Below are 20,113 nucleotides of genomic sequence, written 5' to 3'. Positions count from 1 at the left end.
TGCTCAACTCCTTACCGTACGGCTGGCATCATCATCGAGACTCTCGTGCGCGGCGGACAGCGGGCGCATCGCGGTTTCGACATCGTCATGCGGCAACTCAGGCTGCATGCCGCCACGGATGACGCGCGTCAGGTAGTAGCTGCCGGTCACGAAGACCACCAGATAGACCAGGAAGTAGCCGATCAGCGTGGCAAGCACCATCCAGCCGGTCAGTGACGGCGTGACGGCCTCCTGCTGGGTCATCATCTCGTAGACCAGCCACGGAGAGCGCCCGGCCTCGGTGACGAACCACCCGGCCAGCACGGCGAAAAATGGCGCGATCGACATCAGACGCAGCGTCTGCAGGAAGGGGCGCGAGCGATAGAGCTTGCCATCGCGACGCAGGAACAGGCCGATGAACGCCACCGCGATCATCACCAGCCCCACCGCCACCATCACGCGGAACGACCAGAACACGAACCACACCGGCGGCTGCATGTCGGGCTCGACCTCCTTGAGGCCCGGCACCACGCCATCGGGGTCATGGGTCAGGATCAGGCTGGCCAGCTTCGGGATCGCGATCTCGAAGTGGTTCATCTGGGCTTCCTTGTCCGGCCAGGCGAACAGGAGCAAGGGCGCGCCCGGCTGGGTTTCCCAGTTGCCTTCCATCGCCGCCACCTTGGTCGGCTGATGCTCCAGCGTATTGATGCCGTGCATGTCACCCACCACCGCCTGCGCCGGCGCCAGCACCAGCAGCAGCCACATGCACATGGACAGCGCGCGCTTGTTGGCCTCGACATCACGTCCGATCAGCAGATACCAGGCACTGACCCCGGCCACCACGAAGCCGCCGGTCAGGAACGAGGCGATCGCCATGTGCGTGAAGCGATACGGGAAGGAGGCATTGAAGATGGCCGCGCTCCAGTCATTCACGAAGAAGTGGCCATCAATGAAGTCGACGCCCGCCGGTGTCTGCATCCAGCTGTTGGAGGACAGGATCCAGAAGGAGGAGATGAAGGTGCCCAATGACACCATCAGTGCCGCGAACAGGTGGACGCCTTCCGGCACCTTGCCACGCCCGAACAACAGCACGCCGAGGAAGCCGGCTTCGAGGAAGAAGGCAGTCACCACCTCATAACTGAGCATCGGGCCGATGAAGTTGGAGGTGGCATAACTGAAGTTGCTCCAGTTGGTGCCGAACTGGAAGGCCATCACGATGCCGGAGACCACGCCCATCGCGAAGACCACGGCGAATACCTTCACCCAGAACGCCGCAAGACGTTCCCAGGCGGCATTGCCTGTCTTGTAGAAAAGGCCATGCAACAAGGCCACATAGGATGCCAGACCGATGGTGAACACCGGAAAGACGGCATGAAAGGACACGACAAATCCGAACTGTATGCGTGACAGGATCACGGGATCCAGTTCCATGGGCGACTCCTCAGGACTCCAGGGGTTGCACTCTGTTCATCCCGTTGTGGGACGCACAGTCGCAGCGATATCACGGTCAGGCCCGTGACGACAAGGCATACCACCAAACTCCATCGATCATGGCAGTCATCTTTCTACCAGCTGACCCAAAGAGCATAGAAAACACCAGGCTATCGTGCACGATGACGCTTTGCCGCAGGCCCAGTCATCCGATCAATCGCCGTGTTGATGATCGATCAGGCCCGCCATATTGCATGACAGCATCCACGTATTTTCCACTCGGTATGCTCAGGCTTGCCATCTATATTTCGCCGCACATCCGCCTTTATTGACGTACATCAAGATAACCACACGTCGAGCCTCGAATACGACCAATGCCAGGGGCCGTCAGACGCGGTTTATCTTGAATTCTGCCGTGCGGCGCACCTTGAGCCGGCCAGGAATGTGCGCCCTGATGGCGGCAAAAAGACAAGGCGCGCCCCCTTTCGAGAACGCGCCTGATTGTCTCCATCTCTTCCCTTTTATCTATTTCTGCCTTTCTTTACTCTTCACCCTTCTCTCTTCTCTCTTCTCTCTATCCTTTTTCTTGTTGCCCTGCTTCTTCGCGTCAGAAACTCACCGTACGACACAGCAGTCGCGCCCCTGATGCTTGGCGTCATAGAGCGCCGTATCCGCCGCACGCACCAGATCGGTCAGATTGGTGTGCTGCTCGGCCTTGTAGCTCACCGCCCCGACGCTGACGGTCAGTACTTTCGCCACGGAGCTATCGGGGTGGATCAGCTTGAGCGCACGCACCTTGCGGCGGATGCGTTCGGCGCAGGCACGCAATTGCCGCTCGGTCACTGACTCCAGCAGAATCAGGAATTCCTCGCCGCCATAGCGCACCACCATGCCCGGTTGCGGGCCGATGGCAGCCTGAAACGCCTCGGCAACCTGCTGCAGGCAATGATCCCCTTCCACATGGCCATGATGGTCGTTGTAGGTCTTGAAGTGATCAACATCCACCATCAGGATCGCCAGCCCGTCCTCACGGGTCAGGTCCGCCCAGCGCTGGGCCAGATCCCGCTCCAGATGGCGCCGGTTGAAGACGCCCGTCAGCGCATCGCAGTTGGCCTCTCGGGTAAGACGTTGACCGGCAGCCCGCTTCTCCTCCAGCAACAGTCGCTCACGCTGGCGCAGCAACCACACCTGACGCTGATTGTGCTCGAGCTGATGGTTGGCCAATAGCGAGAGTCCTGTGGTGCTGACGAAGATCACCATCGCCAGCAGCTCCAGCCCCTCCTGACCGGCAGGTTCCAACGCGATCACCCCGGCCATGATGAGCGTGCAGGTCAGCGACGCCGTCAGTGCCTGGGGGAAGCGCAGCCGAAAGAGAATGTTGCCGACCATCGGAAAGAAGCCGAACAACAGCGTATCGACATGCGAAAGCTCGGTGCGCGACAGCTGCAACAGGATGGCGCTGACCAGCATGGTGTTGATCACCAGCGCGGTCATCAGCCATTCCTTGAGCCGCATGGAAGACGCGCGCTGCACCAGCGGCAGCACCAGCATGGCCACCACGCAGACACCGCCCAGCCGCAGCATGGCGGCCAGTGCCAGGTCCTCACTGCGATGAATGGTGTCACTGATCAGGAAGGTGGCATACATCACGAAGGCGAAGATGCCGGAATACAGCAAGCCGCGCGTGCGCGAGACGCGTGTCTCTTCCACATACCGGGTCTCGAGGGCGTCAGGAAACATGAGCCGCCAGCGTGACGCGCCGCGACCGTCGATCAGCCCCTCGACGACACCGCGCTCGGCGGCCACCGCCGCCGGCATCATCGCCTCGCCGGCGCCGGGGAGTCGCTTTTGACTTCTCATGACAGGCCCGCTCCGCCCATCGGCGGCCTGTGATCAGGCAACTCAGCCTTCTGTTCATCGTGCTGCGCATTCTGCCGCTCATCATGAAGGCCATCACGCAGATCATCACGCAGGTCATCACTGGCCTGGGCGCGCGCCTTGCCATGGCCGTTGCCACGTTGCACGCAGGTACGGTTGCGGCCATGGCGCTTGGCACGATAGAGCCCCTTGTCGGCCTGATCGACCCAGCGGCTGAGCAGCATCTCGACCGCCATGTCACGCGTCATCTCATCCTCCATCCCCTCGCCCTCGAGCAGGCGCGACAAGGGGATGACGCAAAGCCCCACACTCAGGGTGACGACGCCGAGTTCCGACTCGCGGTGAGGCAGCTTGAGCGACTTGACGGCATAGCGCATTGCCTCGGCCAGGCTGCGCGCATGCTCGAGATCCCGCACGGCCACCAGGGCGGTAAATTCCTCGCCACCGAAGCGGATGACGCTGGCCAACGCAGCCTCATTCCCCTCGAGAGCGCCGGCGATGGCAGCGCCTTTTACCCTGTCCAATGTTTCCTGCAAGGCCTGGGCGATCTGATACAGGCAGTTGTCGCCCGCGACATGCCCGTAGTGATCATTGAAAGCCTTGAAGTGATCGACATCCATCATCATCAGCGCCAGACATGGTAACGGTGGCACCGGATGGGACGCTGACACGCCGCTCTTCGCCTGCTGAGCATCGCCATGGTGCTGCTTGAGCACCTCGATCAGATGACGGCGATTGTAGAGCTGGGTCAGCGGGTCGAGACAGGCCATTTCCTGCAGCTCGGCATTGCGTGACTCCACATCCTGCAGGCGCAGTTGATCGATGGAGGTCATCAGATAGGCATGACGGGCCGAGAACTCGATGCGGAAGCTGGCAATCAGCGAAAACAGGCAGAACGCCATGAAGACGAAGACGATCGCGAAGTCCATATGGGCATAGGGCATCGCTACGCCTAGCGCCACGCTGATCACGATGGCCATCCCCCCTGCCGACAGCACCAGAGCCGCGACGAAGCGCAGCTGCATCAGGACGATACCGACCAGTGGCACCACGCCCAGCGCATAGAGTTCGAGGAAGCAGCGCAGGTGGTTCTCGCGCACCGCCAGCCACGCCGCCAGGCCGATCACGCCCCACAGGGTCGCGACCAGCAGCGCCTCGCGCCCGACGGGGCGACAGACCTCGCTCTTGAGGACCAGCACGAGGATCGCGAGCGCGATGCAGACATAAAGGCGCAGCATCACGGCGAGATTCTCTGTCACCGGCATCGCGACCGGCGCATAGACGGTGTCATAGAGCACGAACATCAGCTGAAAGATGATCAGGCTCCAGCAACCCATTACGGCACGACTCATGCGCCGACGATGCTCGAACTGTTCAAAGTCCCTCTCGAGTTCAGGGGCAAAGCTCAGCCTCGCAGGAGTCGTGGCACTCAGGTGTTGCTCCAATATTGCCATTCGTGAAGGCATGTCTGATTTCCCTTCGATCGCCCTGCTTTCTTTATCACATGCGCAGATGTTGAAAGCCACGCTGACGGAAATGCTCAAGCGCCGCATGTCCGTGTTGATACCTTGCTCATGAACGAAAATCCAACGAAAAGCCGGGCCTCGATGAGGCCCGGCGTTCTTGATGCAGCTGACTGCTCTGGCTGACTCAACCGACGATGGCGTTGAGCAGCAACAGGGTGATGATGGAAATGGCCCAGGCCAGCGTCGTCGGCAGGGTCAGCACCAGCATCTGATGCTTGGTGCTCTTGACGCCAAGCATGCGATTGACGACCCAGAAATAGCTGTCATTGAAGTAGCTGAAGAACATCGCGCCGATACAGGCGGCCTGCGCGGCCAGCACCATGTTGACGTCCGGCATGCCCATCAGGATAGGTGCGGAAATCGAGGCCGCGGTAATCATCGACACCGTGCCACTCCCCTGGATGAAGCGCACCAGGGTGGCGATGATGAACGGAATCAACAGCGGCTGAAGCCCCAGAGCCGCCACCTGCATGGCGATGTAATCGCCGCCGCCACTGGCACGCAGTACCGAGCCCAGCGCACCACCGGCACCGGTGACCAGCAGGATGATACCCGCCGTCTCGACACCCTTTTCCAGATGATCGAACACTTCCTGCTTGGGGGTCTTTGGCATCAGACCATAGATGGCGACCAGCACCCCGATGCCCACGGCGATCACCGGGTTGCCGACGAAGGCGATGGTGCTGGTAAACGCGTTGCTGGTATCGCCCATCACGGCACTGACCAGCGTATTGAGGAAGATCAGCGCGATGGGCAGGCCGATCGGCATGCAGGACATCAGCAGGGACGGCAGCTCCGATTCAGGCATCATGCTGTCGGTGTCATGCTTGACGCTACCTTCGAAACCACCCGGCTGGGCTTCCAGCATCGCCTCGATACGCGGCCCCATCAGGCGGGCATAGATCACCAGTGCAATCAGCGCCGGCGCAGTGATCACCAGGCCCCAGCCGATCATCAGACCGATGTCGACACCGAAGATACCGGCCACGCCCAGCGGGCCCGGGGTCGGTGGCACGCTCGAGTGGGTGATGATCAGGCCGGCCGCCAGCGCGATGCCCAGACCGATCACCGAACGTCCGCTGTTGCGCGCCAGTGAACGCACCAGTGGGTTGAGGATGACGTAGGCCGAATCACAGAAGATCGGAATGGAGACGATGTAGCCCGTCAGCGCCATCGCCGCCTCTTCCTTGTTCTTGCCCAGAAGATTGAGGATGGCGTAGGCCATGCGCTGCCCGGCACCGGTCACCTCCAGGATACGCCCCATCATCACGCCGAAGCCGATCACGAGGCCGATGGTGGAAAGCGTCTTGCCGAAACCGGTGGTGATGGCACTGATGACCTCATTGGGCGGCAGGCCACCGATCAACCCCGCCAGCGAGGCGGCGATGATCAGGGCCAGCAAGGCATGCACGCGGGTTTTCAATACCAGATAGATCATGACGAAGATGGCGATGCCCAGGCCGATGATGACCTGTGGCCCCGCGACGGCGGCGTCTGTCATGGGGTGCTACTCCTGTAGTTTGTTATTGTGTGGCGCAAGGTATGCGGTGTCGGCGCTGCCGGCTGGCATGACGCCGATCGTTGTTATTGACGTACTGATGTGACGAGCAGATCTGGCAAAGGTGTCTGGCGAGCTCGTCCTGGATGAGATGCCCAGACGCTGGCTAGGCGATGGCGCTCTCGTCGCGATACGCATCGAGAATCTCGTGCAGGTCGGCATCGCCGACGAAGCCCAGCGAACGCGCCTTGCGGGTGTCAAAGCGTGCCGGCCAGCTGCCGACGATGGCGGTGATACGCGGGTCAGGCTCATGCTTGACGAGTGCCAGCGCCTGCTCACCGGCGATATCCTTGAGCGCCGCGAGCATTGACGCGACGCTGACGGTGATGCCCGGCAGCATGAAGCAGCGAGAGAGGCCGAAGTCCGCGCTCGGCACCTCCGCGCCCTTGATCAGAGCCGCGACCACCCGACGGGGCGACATCACGAACATCTCGAGCTCGCTCGGTACCGGGCAGATGGCGGTTTCGCCATTGAGCGGTTCGCGCAGGATGGAGGAGGCGAAGCTCGAGGCTGCCGCATTGGGACGCCCCGGGCGCACGATGATGGTGGGCAGGCGCAGCACGCAGCCATCCACCAGCCCGCGACGGCTGTAATCATTGATCAGCAGTTCCGACATCGCCTTCTGGGTGCCGTAGGAGTTCTGCGGCACCAGCGCGGTCATGTCGCTCAGCGTCTCGGGGAGATCGCCTCCGTAGGCGGCGACCGAGCTGGCCATCACCAGCCGGGTGTCGCTCAATCCACGCGCCGCGCAGCCTTCCAGCAGCAGGCGAGTCGCGTCGAAGTTGACGCGCATGCCGAGCGCCAGGTCCGCCTCGGCTGCCGAGCTGACCACGGCTGCCAGGTGATAGATCACCTGCGGCTCGCCCGCCAGGCAGCGATCAAGCACCTCGGCATCGGCGATATCGCCTGCCACGATCTCGATATCCAGCGAGGTGGCCGGTTCAACTGCCAGACATGACGCCGCCTCGGGACGTGGCGCCTCGATCTGATCCAACAGGGTCAAGCGTGACAATGGCTGCCCCTTCAGGCTGCCCTTGTCGATCAAGGCCTCGGTCAGGCGCTGACCGAGAAATCCGGCGGCGCCGGTAATCATGACGTGCATCGTGTGGACTCCACTTTTGTGTTCTGGCGTTGGTAGGCTTGCCGCATGGGCAGATCACTCAGCAGCAGCCCTCAAGTGGTACAGCAACCAGACCAGACGGGATGAGAAAATAGCGCTTCACGCTCTTCAGCAGCAATGGGAAGAAGGTATATGCGACTAAAAGGGCGTCAGTCACTCATTTTTTTCATCTTTCTTGCACATTCTGGTCTGAAAGTCATACCACTCATTTTTGCTACTGATCCTTGAACGCTCGCCCGGCGCAGTCACCTGCCCCGAAACCCTGGTCTTCGCCGAGCGAGCCCTCTGGATCAGATTCAGGGCGTCAGACCATGCTCGCGACCCCAGCCGAGGCCTGCGCGCGTCTCACCGCGTGGACGGTATTCACAGCCGATCCAGCCGTCATATCCCAGGCTCTCCAGCCGGTCGAACAACGCCGGATAATGCACTTCCCCGACATCCGGCTCGTGACGGTCCGGCACGCCGGCGATCTGCACATGGCCCATATGCGCGAACTGCGCTTCCAGGTTGCGGATCAGATCGCCCTCGACGATCTGGCAGTGATAGAGATCGAACTGCACCTTGAGGTTGGCGGCGCCGACCTGGGCGAGAATCTCGCGTGCCTGCGCCTGGCCGCTCAGATAGAAGCCGGGCATGTCGCGCGGGTTGATCGGTTCGATCAGCAGTGTCTTGCCGACCTTCTCAAGCTCGGCGGCGGCGTAACGCAAGTTGCTGATATAGGTCTCGGTGCAGCGCGCGCGCATGGCGTCATCCGCGCCCTGCGGCACCAGGCCCGCCATGGCATGCACGCGCGGACAATCGAGCGCCTGGGCATAGCGGATCGCCTCGGCCACCGAGGCCCGAAACTCCTCCTCGCGCCCCGGCAGGCAGGCCAGGCCACGCTCACCGGCCTCCCAGTCGCCCGGCGGCAGATTGAACAGCACCTGCGACAGCTGGTGCTCATCGAGCCTTGCGCGCAATTCTTGCGGGGAATAGGCATAGGGGAAGAGATATTCGACCCCGCGAAAACCGCTTTCGGCCGCAGCCGCGAAGCGATCGAGAAAGTCATGCTCGGTAAACAGCATGCTGAGATTGGCAGCCAATCGGGTCATGTCAGATCCTTGGATTTCACAGACGAAGACGTCATCACTCAGGGGCGCCCGAACCTGGCTTCGAGTTCCGCCACCTGTTCCGGGGTCAGCCCACGTGGGTTCTTGCCCTGCAGCAGCAGGAACAGCTTGGCGGTTTCCTCAAGCTCTTCCGTGGCATAGACCGCCGCTTCCAGCGTCTTGCCGGCCACTACCGGGCCATGATTGGCCAGCAACACGGCGCAGTGCTTGCCGGCCAGGCCACGCACGGCATCGCCCAACGCGGGGTCGCCCGGCATGTAGTAAGGCACCAGCGGCAGCTTGCCGACCCGCATCACGTAATAGGCCGTCAGCGGAGGAATGCACTCGCAGGGATTCACGTCCGGCAGGCAGGACACCGCCACCGAGTGGGCCGAATGCAGGTGGACGATGGCACCCGACTGCGGGCGCTCGTCATACATGGCGCGATGCAGGAAGTGCTCCTTGGTCGGCGCGTCGCCATCGATCAATACGCCCTGGGCATCCAGGCGCGAGATGCGCGCCGGGTCCAGGCGCCCCAGGCAGGCATTGGTCGGCGTCATCAACCAGCCGCCATCGTCCAGCCGCTGACTGATGTTGCCGCTGGAGCCCATGGTCAGGCCGCGGTCGAACAGTGACTTGCCGTAGGTGGCGATCTGCTCACGCAACACGTTGATGTCGTGCTGTGACTGACTCATGCGTTCTCCTCGCGAGGATTCATGGCATCCAGGACGTCGAATGCCCGGGTAAAGAAGTCTTCACCCCCGAAGTTGCCGGACTTGAGTGTCAGCGAGAGCATCGCCTCCGGCTGCGAAGGGCCGGCGGCCGGGTGTGGTGCCTGTGTCCAGGGCACGCCGGGGTCGATCTGACCGCCGATACGCAGCTCACGGATGTCGAGCGCCGAGACCACCGCGCCGGAGGTCTCTCCCCCTGCCACCAGCAGACGCCCGACGCCTTCCGCGACCAGGGTGCTGGCCAGACTGGCCAGGGCGCACTCGATGAGCTCACCGGCCTGCTTGACGCCCAGTGACGCCTGCGCCGCCTTGACGCCTTCCGGTTCGGCCGAGGCGTAGATCAGAAATGGTTGGGGCTCCGTCGCCGCCAGTTGCTCACGGGCGAAGCCCAGCGCCGCCTCGAAGTGGGCATCGCCCGCGTTGAGCTTGACGGGGTCCAGCGCGAAGGCAGCATGCTGCTGCTTGAAGTGCGCCACCTGCTTGAGCGTCATGCGAGAACAACTGCCGGACAGCACCATCGCGGCGCCCTGCGCCGGGGCCAGCACCGCGGCATCATCGATCGGCTCAAGCCAGCCCTTCCGTCGGTACTGGGCAGGCAAGGCCTGCGCGAGGCCAGAGCCACCGGTGACCAGCGCGTGATCCACCAGCGCCTCAGCCAGTACCTCGAGATCCTGCTCATCGAGGCTGTCACAGACCACATGACGCACGTCTTGATGGGCAAGCTCGTCCAGACGCTGACGGGCCGCCTGCGCGCCGCGGCGTAGAGTGGCGTGATCGAGCAGCCCCACCCCATGCGGCGTCTGGCGTGACAGCACGCGCACGATGTCGGCATCGGTCATCGGGTTGAGAGGGTGATGCTGCATGCCGCTGTCATTGAGCAGGCGGTCGCCGACGAACAGATGGCCCTGATAGACACTGCGCCCGTTGATGGGGAAGGCCGGCACGAAGGCCGTCTGCGTGGCAGACAAGGCCTCCAGCAAGGCATCGGCGACCGGCCCGATGTTGCCCTCGGGCGTGGAATCGAACGTCGAGCAGTACTTGAAGAACAGCTGACGCGCGCCCTGGGCTTTCAGCCATTCAAGCGCCGCGAGGGATTCACTGATCGCCTGATCCACCGGGCAGCTGCGCGACTTGAGCGCGACCACCACGGCGTCGACCTCAGTCAGGTCCAGCCCGTTCGCCGCCCCTTCCTGCAGCGCATCCCGGGGTACCCCGATCACCTGCACGGTACGCATGCCGGCACGTACCAGGTTGTTGGCAAGATCCGTCGCGCCGGTGAAGTCATCGGCGATTCCGCCCAGTACGATCGGCATCACTGCGCTCCTTCATCATTCGCGGCCGGCAGGTTGAAGCTGCCGAGACGCTGATAGACCTTGATGACGGCCGAGTCATCCTCGCGCCCGAAACCTGCGCCACTGGCGGCGGTGAACTGCTGCAGGGCACTGCCGGCCACCGGCATGGCAAGCTTCAGCTCGCGCCCGGTGCTGTGCACGATGTTGAGGTCCTTGACGAAGATGTCGACGGCCGACAGCGGCGTGTAATCGCCCTTGAGGATGTGCGGCACGCGATTCTCGAACATCCAGGAATTGCCCGCGGAATGGGTGATGACGTCATACAGGGTGTCGGGGTCGATCCCCATGCTCATGCCCAGCGCCATGGCTTCTGCCGCCGCCGCGATGTGCACGCCGGCGAGATGCTGGTTGACCAGCTTGACGCTCGAGCCCGGGCCGGCGCAGTCGCCCAGCCGATAGACATTGGCCGCCATCGCCGCCAGCACGCGTTCCGCCTTGACGTAAGCCGCTTCACTGCCGGAGGACATCACGGACAGCTCACCACTGCGTGCCTTGACGGCGCCGCCGCTGATCGGGGCGTCGAGCAGCTCCAGCTGCATGCCGTTCAGGCGGGTTTCGAGTTCGCGCGCGAAGCTCGGCGCCACGGTGGCGCACTGGATCACCAGGCTACCCGGCGCGAGTCGCTCGGCCAGACCGCCCTCACCCTGCGCCCCGAACAGCACCTGCTCGACCTGATCGGCATTCACCACGACCAGCACCACCACCTGACACTCGGCCGCCAGTTCCAGCGGCGAGGCAACGGCGCGGCCACCCGCCGCTTCGAAGGCCTGACAGGCGGCGGGCGAGATATCACAGCCGATCACGTCCAGGCCTGCTTCCAGCATGGCGCGCGCACTGCCCATTCCCATCGCGCCGAGGCCGACAAGGCCGATCACTGGTGAAGTCGTTGCTGCTGTCATCTCGCATCTCCCGCGGAAGCTGTTTCAAGTGATGATCAAGGCAACCTCATGCGGCACACCGATCAGCACTTCACTGAATGTTAGCGCTACCATGTTAGCGCTAACATCATTAATAGATTAGGCTCCAAGCCACGACAAGCGGCAAATGAGAAAACGCGACATATGTCTAATCCACCATCATCTCCCCGCCGCAGCCGCAAGGGTGCCATGCAGCCGACCCTGAATGACGTGGCCCGGGAAGCCGGGGTCTCCTCGATCACCGTCTCGCGCTACTTCAATAGCCCCGACAGCGTGCGCGAAGCGACCCGCATCAAGGTCGAAGCGGCCATCGAGAAGGTCGGCTACGTGCGCAACATGATTGCCGGCAGCCTGGCCTCGGCCTCCAGTCGCGTGATTCCGGTGATCGTGCCCTCGTTGTCCAACGTGGTGTTCATCGACGTGATCAAGGGCCTGCAGGATGAATTCGAGGCACACGGCTATCAGCTGCTGCTGGGCAAGACGGATTACGATCTGGCTCGGGAAACCCAGCTGATCCGTACCTTTCTGGGCTGGTCGGCCGCGGGCCTGGTGGTGACGGGACTGCGCCATGACGATGCGACGCGCCAGATACTGGAGAACTGGAATCAGCCGATCGTTGAGATCATGGAGCTGGGGGAAGGCTTGGATCTGAACGTGGGGATGGATCATGTCGCCGCCGGACGCGCCATGACCGAGCACCTGCTGGCACGCGGGTATCGCACGGTCCACTTCGCCGGTGCCGAGCTTGATCGCGACTATCGCGCGGCGATGCGCTATGCCGGGCATCGTGAGGCGCTGGCGGCAGCCGGCATCGAGGAGGCTCCCCTGCTCGACCTGCCCGTGCGGCAACAGATGACCAGCGGTGCTCAGGCGCTTGAGCGTATCAAAGCGACATTCCCTGACTGCGACGCCATCCACTTCGCCAACGATGACATGGCCTGTGGCGCCATTCTCGCCGCCGCGCGGCTTGGCGTACGCATCCCGGACGACATCGCCATCGCCGGCTTCAATGGCCTGCCGATCGGGGAGCATGTCACGCCGCGCCTCACCACCATCGTTTCACCGCGGGAGCAGATCGGCCGCATGGCAGCGCGCAAGCTGCTGGCGCGCATTAATGGCGAACCCGTCGGAGAACTGAGCCACGACCTGGGGTTCACGCTGCGGGTCGGTGGCAGCACCTGAACACTGATCACACACTCAACACCTGCTGATCTCGCTGACCATGGCCTGAGACCGCGACAGGTCAGCGCATCAGCCACGCCATCATCAACTGGCCCAGCGCGACGCAGAGAAAGACAGCCAGGCCCGCCAACGTGGAGGAGAAGACGGCCAGCGCCGCCGACAGCAACGCCGCGACACACAGCAGGCGCGATGGCAGACTGATTCGACGACGGGATTCGCTTTCCGAGGGCGGAGGACTGACGGGGCGCTTGAGGTTGGCGAAGAATTCCGCCAGCCGGCGCGCGCGCGAGAACGGGCGTCGTGGCGCGTACAGATAGCGGGCGAGGAACAGGAAGCCGACGACACTCGCGATCTGGATGACCAGCGAGATGGCCAGCTTGATATCGACCAGCTGTTCAGGCGGGAAGCCGGCAATCCAGGGCAGGCGTTGCAGCGTCGCCATATCGAGCCAGAGATAGCTGCCGAGCGTGACCGTGACCCCGATCAGGACACTGCCCCACCCGGCCCAATCCGGTGCTCCCGTCCTGAAGAGCACCATCAGTGCCGGCAGCGCCAGTGGCATCTGCAGCAGGACGCCGAACATGATCATGATGTCGAACAGGCTCACCATCTCGAGCCGGCTCAGGCCGATGACGAACAGGATGACGATGATGCCCTGGACGACTCCGAACATCCGCCCGATCTGCACCAGTCGCGCCGCCAGGCTGGAGGTCTGCTTGAGCACGGGCATCAGGAGTCGCATCATCACGCCGGCGTCACGATTGAAAGCCGTGGTGATGGGCGCGATGGTGACCGCCAGCATGGCGGCGATCACCAGCCCCAGCACGCCCGACGGCAGGTAGTGAATGATGAAATGGACATAGGCCACATTGGCCGCGTCATTGCCAAGCTCGGGATAGCGTGCCGCCAGGTCGATGCCCGCCGTGCCCAGCAACCAGGGCGGCAGAAACCAGGTGACGGGGCCGACCACGAACAGGATCGAGGCGAGCCCTGCCGCCTTGCGCGCTTCGCCATCATCGGCCGTGGTCAGAAAGCGATAGCTGGAGGTGGCGTTGTTGATGCTGATGCATTGCTTGACCAGCATGGCCAGTGACCAGATAGCCATGATGAGCAGGCTGTTGTGAGAACTGCCGATCCAGAAGTCCCTGTTCGACTCCGGGAAGCTCAACGATCCGCTCCATATCAGCGTGAGGCAGAAGCCGCCGATGACCAGGGTGAGAATCGCCAACTGCATCATCTGGATGAAATTGTTAGCCGAGACGATCCACACGCCGCCCACCAGGGTAATGGCGATGATGAGGCTGCCGATCAGCACGGCGATGCTCACCACCGAGAGACCGAAGACCGCACTCAGGAACAGTGAGACGCCGTAGAGACCGATCGAGGCGGTCATCAGCGTCAGAAGGATCTGACTGATGACATACACGAGCTGCGTCGTCTTGCCGTAACGCAGCTCCAGAATGTCGGAATAGGTGCTGACTCTCAGCCGTCGAAAACGCGGCGCGAAATACAGCGCCGCCAGCAGAAAGCCCAGCGCATTGCCCCAGAAGATCACCAGCACGGCAAAGCCATCCTCGTAGGCCTTCTGGGCGGCCCCGGTGAAGGTCCAGGCGGAGAACTGCGTCATGAACGCGGTACTTCCCGCCATCCACCAGGGCACGTTGCCACCTCCCCGGATGAAGCTGTCCGGGGTCTGGCTGCGACGTCGATAGACCAGAATGGTCAGCACGATCAGGACAACGGAGAAGAACAGTGCAACTTTATCCAGCTGTGTCATGTGGCTCCTTGCCGCTCAAACCCGTGCCAACGCGCATTCCCGCACTCTCGAACCCGCGCATTCAGGGGCTCGAGAGTGCCCTTCCTCATCATGAAGCGTGATACCGACGCCGGGCGCGCAAGACTTGCGCGCTCATCTGTCTAGCAATTCATGATCAGTAATAATATTTCAAGCCAACACGCGTCTTGAGCTGACGCGTATCGGAACTGGAGCTGGAACTGACATCCGCCAACTCCATATACGGGAACCATGACCCCATGCGCCGCCCGGCACTCAGGATATAGTCGTAGTTCTCGCGAGTGTTGTTGTAGATATCCTTGTCTTCATTGCGATAATAATTGGCCTCCAGCCAATATTTATTCTTGCCGTGCTTGTAGGACATGGTGAAGGTGATCTTGTTCTGCTCATAATCGTCATTGAAGTCTTCACTGTAGTTGGCATATTCACGACGGTAGCGCAGCGCCGTGGTCAGCGGGATGCTGCTGGCCTTGTAGCCGACACGCAGTTGCGGCTTGAGCGTGTACTTGCCGTCCCCGAAGGCAATGGGCATGCCTGGTTGGATATACCAGTTCTTGTCCAGCTTGAACTTGAAGCCCCAATCAATCTCGCTGTCGCCGCGCTGCAGATTTCCCATCGCGGGTTGCGAACCATCGTCGCGCTTTTCCGAGGCAAACTTGGATTCCAGCCCATAATAGAAGTTGTCGATGGAATCACTCACCTTGACTCGGGTGGCATGTTGTTTGGCGTGATGCTTGTATTCATGACGAATATCCAATGTCACAGCCTGGGCGCTGGTAGTGAACACCAGTGCGGCAATCGAAAGGGAGATCTTGTTGTAGTGTTTCATGGCGTACCTCTTTGTTTTTATGGGGAGTCAGTCAATTGACTTGCAGGCAACCTGCGTCCTGTCGCGAGCCCGGCATTGGCTAGCGCGTGGGTTGCCCTGTGTTGGCATCGGCGTCCTGGATCGATCCAGACGCCAGATGCAGGCCGCAGAATCCCCTGCCGATGGCGCAAAGGGCGCATCGACTCCTCTGCTGACGTGGTCATTGGCGTTGACCGAGCAGAGAGGGAGATTCGGGTTCGGGGTGCCAGATTGGCAGCAAGCGAGTGGCAAGCGCCTGGCGAAGGTGTGACGAAGACGAGTGCGAGGTCAGGGAGCGACGTGGCACCAGATGCCAGCGCCGCTCCCCCTCACTCATGGTGTCTCAGCGCGTGCTGCCTTCGCCGACCAGGCTCTCTTCCTTGGGGTGAGACTTCCTGTCAATGGAAGTCACCAGCAGCAGACCGATTGCCACGATGATGCCGCCACACAGTACGAAGACCATGCGTCCCCAGAAGGGATTGGGCACCAGGAACATCAGCATCACGGCAAGTCCAGCGACCAGAATCAGGTAGCCGAGAATGTTGCGCTGGCGATTGTCGACGCTGCGGTGTTCCTCGTCGTCGCTGATGACGGGCGTGTCACGGTTGGTGAAGAAGGTCGCGACTTCCGCTTCGCGTTCAGCCGAAAGTCCGCGGTAGAACAGCGTGGTCATCACGAAGAAGCCTGCCGTGATCACGGTGTGCGCCATGATGCCGACCGCCACCTTCATGTCACTCCACTCACGCGAGGTCAGGCCCGCCTCCAGGCCGAAGGTGTCGACGATGAAGTCCGGTGTCATCACGAAACCGACCAGATAGGACACCAGGCCACCGACCACCAGGGTGGCCCATGCTGCCCAGTCCGGTGTCTTGCGAATGAAGAAGCCGAGCAGACCGGGGATGGTCATCGGCAGACCGATCAAAGCGCCGACGTACATCATGGCATCGAACAGGCTCAACCCTTTCAGGGAGTTGATGAACAGGGCGAAGCCGATGATCGCCAGGCCGAAGACGGTGGAAGACAGACGCGACATCAGCAGCAGTTCATTTTCAGACGCCTTGGGACGCAGCACGACCTCATAGAAATTCTTCACGAAGATGCCGGAGTTGCGATTCAAGCCGGAATCCATCGAGGACATGGTCGCGGCGAACATCGCGGCCACCAGCAGCCCCAGCATCCCGGCAGGCATATAGAGGCTGACGAAGCTCATGTAGGCAAAGTCGGCCGCCTTGGCACCTGCCTCGGGATACATCGCGAACAGGTCCACCCCTTCATTGGCCATGAACCAGCTGGGCATGAACCAGATGAACGGCCCCATGGTCATCAGGACACAGGCCAGCAGACCGGCCTTGCGCGCATTCTTCGAGTCTTTCGCCGCCAGATAGCGATAGGAATTGAGCAGGTTGTTGGTGATGCTGAACTGCTTGATGAAGATGAAGACCCCCCATAACGCGAACAGCGACAGATAGTTCATGTCACCGCCGATCAGGAAGTCGACCGGGAAGTCATCCACGACCTGGGTCGGCCCGCCGGCATGAATCACGGCTACGATGGCGCAGGTGATGGTGACGGCCATGATGATGACCATCTGCATGTAATCGGACGCGATGACCGCCCAGGAGCCGCCCGTCACCGACATCACCAGCACGACAAGCCCGGTCACGATGATGGTGGTTTCCATGTCGTAACCGAACAGACCTGAGGTCACGATGGCGAGGCCGTTGAGCCAGATACCCGCATTGATGATGCTGGTGGGCATGGAAGACCAGGTGAATACCTGCTCGTTGACGGCACCGAAGCGCTGTCGGATCGCCTGTATCACGGTGATGACGCGCAGCTGTCGGAAACGCGGCGCGAAATACAGGTAGTTCATCAGGTAGCCGAAGGCATTGGCCATGAAGATGATCGCCACGGCAAAGCCATCGTTATAGGCCTTGCCCGCCGCACCGGTGAAGGTCCAGGCACTGAACTGGGTCATGAAGGAGGTCGCGCCGACCATCCACCACAGCATCTTGCCGCCACCGCGGAAGTAGTCACTGGTGCTCGAGGTAAAGGTTCTGAACAGCCAGCCTATGGCGATCAGAAAGAGAAAGTAGATGCCGATGACGGCAGTATCCAGATCCAGATTCATGGCGATGCACTCTTGTCTTTATCTGTCTTGTCGTTGTTGTTGCGCACCCGGCAGTGCGCGCCTGGCTCTGGCCCCTTCCCTGGGCCAGAGGTTCTGCTGATGACTGGTGGGACGATCGCTCGAACTTGAATCGCTCGAACTTGAATCGCTCCGGCTGGATCGATCCAACTAGATCGTTCCAACAACAGCACCGTCGGTGCCCTCACCACAGACGTGCCTTCAGCTCAGGGAGACCTCACCTCAAAGAACCTTCATCACAAAGAGCTCTCATCCAGGGAAAGGCGTCGGCTCAAGGCCTTCTCGTGCCTCAGAAATCGATCAGATTCACCCCGGCATGGATGCGACATTCATGGTCCCCCAGGGTGATGTTGCCCCCCGGCGGCACGGCCTCCGCCTCGGCCAGCACCAACAGCAGCTGCCCGGTACGCAAGGTGATCTCGAGGGCCTCGATACCCGCTACTGCCCCTTCGCAGGCTTCCAGCGCACGCAGGTTCAGCACCTGTGGGCGTGCGCCACTGCATTGCTCCAGGGATTCATCGAAATGCCCGTGGCTCTCGAACAGCGAATAGAAGGTCTGAGAGGTGGCGGTCAGACGTGTCATCACCTTGGCGTCAGGACGCAGGTTGTGGTCCGGGTCGTTGGCCCCGACCCGCAACTGATAGGCTTCGGCGGGTGCCTGGGTGATCTGGTGCCAGCTATGGAAGCTGTCGCCAGCAAGCCAGGTCATGCAGTGCGCGGTGTCTGCCGGACGCTGGGCCACCTTCCATAGGTGTTGATAGCCCGCGCTGTCGCCCAGTACCTCAAGTGTCGTCAGGGCGGTGGAGACAGGCTGCGGAGACGATTCCGTTTCCCACCACCGCACCACCTGGCCGCCGTGATTGAAGGTGTAGTCATAGACGTGGGGCTCTGCGGAGGTCAGCGAGAAGATATCCACCAGCAGCGGCGTCTGTGTATGCCGTGATGCCAGCAACACGAGCTTTCTTTGCATGCCCACACCCTCGTAGGCGTTGTCACAACGGGCACATGCCGCAGCATCACTGCCCGCCAGCAGCTCGAGTTCAGCGTGGTGCGCATCCGCCAGCCCGTGGTCAGCGCCATGCTGGGATTGCATGTCGACCACCACCAGGTTGTGCGCGACGCTCTGCTTGGCGTAGCCCTCGTTTTCCTTGAGGTAGCGCCCGCCGAACTGGGTCTCGACATTGACCCAGCGCGCGAAGCCGTATTCCTCAAGCACTTCCTTGCCACGCGCGAAATACGTCATGCCCAGCTGGTCAAAGTGGCCATGCCCCATGCCATGCTGCCCCGCGGTGAGCACCACATGCTGTGCCTGCACGCCGCAACCGTGCTTGAGGTGAGCATGCGCCCCGCTGTTGCCTTCGGGGCCATCGCTGAAGCGCTGGCTGGTGGCCTGCACATCAGCATCGACCTGCTGCATGGCCTGCTTGAGCGCCACGCCATTGGCATGCAACCAGCTGCCTTGCTGCTGATGCGCGAGAGTCAGCAGTTCCGGGGCCGGTTCGTAGCGAGCCGCCAGCAGCGCCATGGCGCAGCGCGCGCCTTCGTCGTCGATGTTCATGCTGCGCGAGGCGTCATTCAGCGCCGGGAAGCGTCCATCCGGATAGGCCGTGGAGAGCAATACATGCAGCGACTTGCCGATACGTCCGTCGGCATGCGCGAAGATATTGCGCTCGGGCTGCTGGCGTTCGATGGCCTCGGCGAACAGGCACAGTGGGTGAATCGCGAAACGGTGGTAATACGGCCCTTCCACGTAATAGCCCTGCGGCGAGAACAGCAGCGCTATCTGGGCGAGAAAGCCCCCGGTCTCGCCGCTGCCATCCAGTCCGTCGATGGAGATCACCAGATGCTCAGGACTCTCGAGCACCATCGCGCAGATCCCGACCGCCGCCACGGCCCACAGCCCGTGGTTATGGATACGATCGAAATCATGCCGATAGGTCTCGGTGAACATCTCAAGCATCGGGAGGAACAAGCCCTCCAGCAGCGCCCGATACTGGCTATCGCTCAATGACGGCTTGAGCAAGGCAAGGCCGAGTGAGGCATGCAGCAACCAGATATGTTCGTTGAGAATCTGGTGAAACAGCTTGCCCGGCGGGTTGGTATTGCGCGCGACCTGAAACGGCATCTCGCGATAGTAGGCCGCGTAGGATTCCAGCAACTCCCGGGCGTGCGCCAGTGCCGCCTCATCATCGTTGAGCCGTCCCAACAGCGCCGCACCTTCTATCAGGCGGGCATTTTCCTTGTGGGTGTTGTGCTCGAAACTCCCGGCCTCACCCTGGCCAGGCACCACCACGCCGCGTGCGATGCTGGCAGCCACCTGCTGCTCCAACACCTTCAAGCTGCGCCCCAGTGAGCTATCTGCCTCGCATTGCCGACGAAGCATTTCGAGCTCACTGGATGACCACAACAGATACTCACTCTTTGCAGACATAACGATTTCTCACTGATGAATGGCGGGTCGTCGGGCAAATTCAGGCCGAGACAACCCCCGCCGACCGAGCGCATTGCACCTGGCGCTGTCGACCGACCATCGATAGGGATAAGAAGGAGGCAACAACCC

At 61.8% G+C, this 20,113-nt stretch carries 14 protein-coding genes; 1 reads left to right on the top strand and 13 read right to left on the bottom strand.

Annotation, left to right across the window (positions count from 1 at the left end; all coding sequences use genetic code 11):
* Positions 1-3: 3 nt before the first annotated feature.
* The 9 genes from MSG32_RS03770 to ltnD form a co-directional block, all read right to left on the bottom strand.
* The gene (locus MSG32_RS03770; protein ID WP_248377811.1) at positions 4-1,410 is read right to left on the bottom strand and encodes a cytochrome ubiquinol oxidase subunit I; all 1,407 of its coding nucleotides are present in this window, start codon (positions 1,408-1,410) and stop codon (positions 4-6) included.
* Positions 1,411-2,025: 615 nt separating this feature from the next.
* Positions 2,026-3,270: a GGDEF domain-containing protein gene (locus MSG32_RS03765; protein WP_248377809.1), complete on the bottom strand. Its 1,245-nt coding sequence runs from the start codon at positions 3,268-3,270 to the stop codon at positions 2,026-2,028.
* Positions 3,267-4,640 carry a GGDEF domain-containing protein gene (locus MSG32_RS03760; RefSeq protein WP_248377807.1) on the bottom strand — a complete coding sequence of 458 codons (1,374 nt, stop codon included), beginning with the start codon at positions 4,638-4,640 and terminating at the stop codon, positions 3,267-3,269. Before MSG32_RS03760 ends, MSG32_RS03765 begins: the two co-directional genes overlap by 4 nt.
* Positions 4,641-4,938: 298 nt before the next feature.
* Positions 4,939-6,315, bottom strand: coding sequence for a gluconate:H+ symporter (locus MSG32_RS03755; RefSeq protein WP_248377805.1), 1,377 nt, complete (start codon positions 6,313-6,315; stop codon positions 4,939-4,941).
* A gap of 163 nt (positions 6,316-6,478) precedes the next feature.
* Positions 6,479-7,474, bottom strand: a complete 996-nt coding sequence (denD, locus tag MSG32_RS03750) for a D-erythronate dehydrogenase (protein WP_248377803.1) — start codon at positions 7,472-7,474, stop codon at positions 6,479-6,481.
* Between the two features lie 314 nt (positions 7,475-7,788).
* Positions 7,789-8,583, bottom strand: coding sequence for a 2-oxo-tetronate isomerase (gene otnI / locus MSG32_RS03745; RefSeq protein ID WP_248377801.1), 795 nt, complete (start codon positions 8,581-8,583; stop codon positions 7,789-7,791).
* Positions 8,584-8,621: 38 nt separating this feature from the next.
* Positions 8,622-9,275, bottom strand: a complete 654-nt coding sequence (gene otnC, locus MSG32_RS03740) for a 3-oxo-tetronate 4-phosphate decarboxylase (protein WP_248377799.1) — start codon at positions 9,273-9,275, stop codon at positions 8,622-8,624.
* The gene (gene otnK, locus MSG32_RS03735; protein WP_248377797.1) at positions 9,272-10,624 is read right to left on the bottom strand and encodes a 3-oxo-tetronate kinase; all 1,353 of its coding nucleotides are present in this window, start codon (positions 10,622-10,624) and stop codon (positions 9,272-9,274) included. Before otnK ends, otnC begins: the two co-directional genes overlap by 4 nt.
* Positions 10,624-11,562 (bottom strand): L-threonate dehydrogenase, encoded by a 939-nt coding sequence (gene ltnD, locus MSG32_RS03730; RefSeq protein ID WP_248377796.1) that lies wholly within the window; start codon positions 11,560-11,562, stop codon positions 10,624-10,626. The genes otnK and ltnD overlap by 1 nt, the downstream gene beginning before the upstream one ends.
* A gap of 162 nt (positions 11,563-11,724) precedes the next feature.
* Between ltnD and MSG32_RS03725 the strand changes: the two genes are divergently transcribed.
* Positions 11,725-12,762, top strand: a complete 1,038-nt coding sequence (locus tag MSG32_RS03725; protein WP_248377794.1) for a LacI family DNA-binding transcriptional regulator — start codon at positions 11,725-11,727, stop codon at positions 12,760-12,762.
* A 61-nt stretch (positions 12,763-12,823) separates the two neighbouring features.
* Here MSG32_RS03725 and MSG32_RS03720 read toward each other — a convergent pair whose 3' ends face one another.
* From MSG32_RS03720 to MSG32_RS03705, 4 genes are all read right to left on the bottom strand, one after another.
* Complete coding sequence (locus MSG32_RS03720) at positions 12,824-14,539, bottom strand: hypothetical protein (RefSeq protein WP_248377792.1); 1,716 nt, start codon at positions 14,537-14,539, stop codon at positions 12,824-12,826.
* Between the two features lie 154 nt (positions 14,540-14,693).
* Entirely contained in the window at positions 14,694-15,386 is a 693-nt protein-coding gene (locus MSG32_RS03715; protein ID WP_248377790.1) for an oligogalacturonate-specific porin KdgM family protein, read from the bottom strand.
* A gap of 361 nt (positions 15,387-15,747) precedes the next feature.
* Complete coding sequence (locus tag MSG32_RS03710) at positions 15,748-17,535, bottom strand: transporter (RefSeq protein ID WP_248377781.1); 1,788 nt, start codon at positions 17,533-17,535, stop codon at positions 15,748-15,750.
* A 307-nt stretch (positions 17,536-17,842) separates the two neighbouring features.
* Complete coding sequence (locus tag MSG32_RS03705) at positions 17,843-19,936, bottom strand: heparinase II/III family protein (protein ID WP_248377779.1); 2,094 nt, start codon at positions 19,934-19,936, stop codon at positions 17,843-17,845.
* Positions 19,937-20,113 lie beyond the last annotated feature (177 nt).

Source organism: Cobetia sp. 1CM21F, assembly GCF_023161745.1.
Taxonomy (GTDB): Bacteria; Pseudomonadota; Gammaproteobacteria; order Pseudomonadales; family Halomonadaceae; genus Cobetia; species Cobetia amphilecti.
Note: the sequence above shows the minus strand (reverse complement) of the source record. Positions and strands in the feature narration are given on the sequence as shown.

Excerpts from the sequence above, each read along its gene's own strand:
- MSG32_RS03715 (WP_248377790.1), bottom strand. The coding sequence starts at position 15,386 with ATGAAACACTACAACAAGATCTCCCTTTCGATTGCCGCACTGGTGTTC.
- otnK (WP_248377797.1), bottom strand. The coding sequence starts at position 10,624 with ATGCCGATCGTACTGGGCGGAATCGCCGATGACTTCACCGGCGCGACG.
- MSG32_RS03765 (WP_248377809.1), bottom strand. The coding sequence starts at position 3,270 with ATGAGAAGTCAAAAGCGACTCCCCGGCGCCGGCGAGGCGATGATGCCG.
- MSG32_RS03710 (WP_248377781.1), bottom strand. The coding sequence starts at position 17,535 with ATGAATCTGGATCTGGATACTGCCGTCATCGGCATCTACTTTCTCTTT.
- denD (WP_248377803.1), bottom strand. The coding sequence starts at position 7,474 with ATGCACGTCATGATTACCGGCGCCGCCGGATTTCTCGGTCAGCGCCTG.
- MSG32_RS03720 (WP_248377792.1), bottom strand. The coding sequence starts at position 14,539 with ATGACACAGCTGGATAAAGTTGCACTGTTCTTCTCCGTTGTCCTGATC.
- otnC (WP_248377799.1), bottom strand. The coding sequence starts at position 9,275 with ATGAGTCAGTCACAGCACGACATCAACGTGTTGCGTGAGCAGATCGCC.
- MSG32_RS03760 (WP_248377807.1), bottom strand. The coding sequence starts at position 4,640 with ATGAGTCGTGCCGTAATGGGTTGCTGGAGCCTGATCATCTTTCAGCTG.
- MSG32_RS03755 (WP_248377805.1), bottom strand. The coding sequence starts at position 6,315 with ATGACAGACGCCGCCGTCGCGGGGCCACAGGTCATCATCGGCCTGGGC.
- otnI (WP_248377801.1), bottom strand. The coding sequence starts at position 8,583 with ATGACCCGATTGGCTGCCAATCTCAGCATGCTGTTTACCGAGCATGAC.
- MSG32_RS03725 (WP_248377794.1), top strand. The coding sequence starts at position 11,725 with ATGTCTAATCCACCATCATCTCCCCGCCGCAGCCGCAAGGGTGCCATG.
- MSG32_RS03705 (WP_248377779.1), bottom strand. The coding sequence starts at position 19,936 with ATGCTTCGTCGGCAATGCGAGGCAGATAGCTCACTGGGGCGCAGCTTG.
- ltnD (WP_248377796.1), bottom strand. The coding sequence starts at position 11,562 with ATGACAGCAGCAACGACTTCACCAGTGATCGGCCTTGTCGGCCTCGGC.
- MSG32_RS03770 (WP_248377811.1), bottom strand. The coding sequence starts at position 1,410 with ATGGAACTGGATCCCGTGATCCTGTCACGCATACAGTTCGGATTTGTC.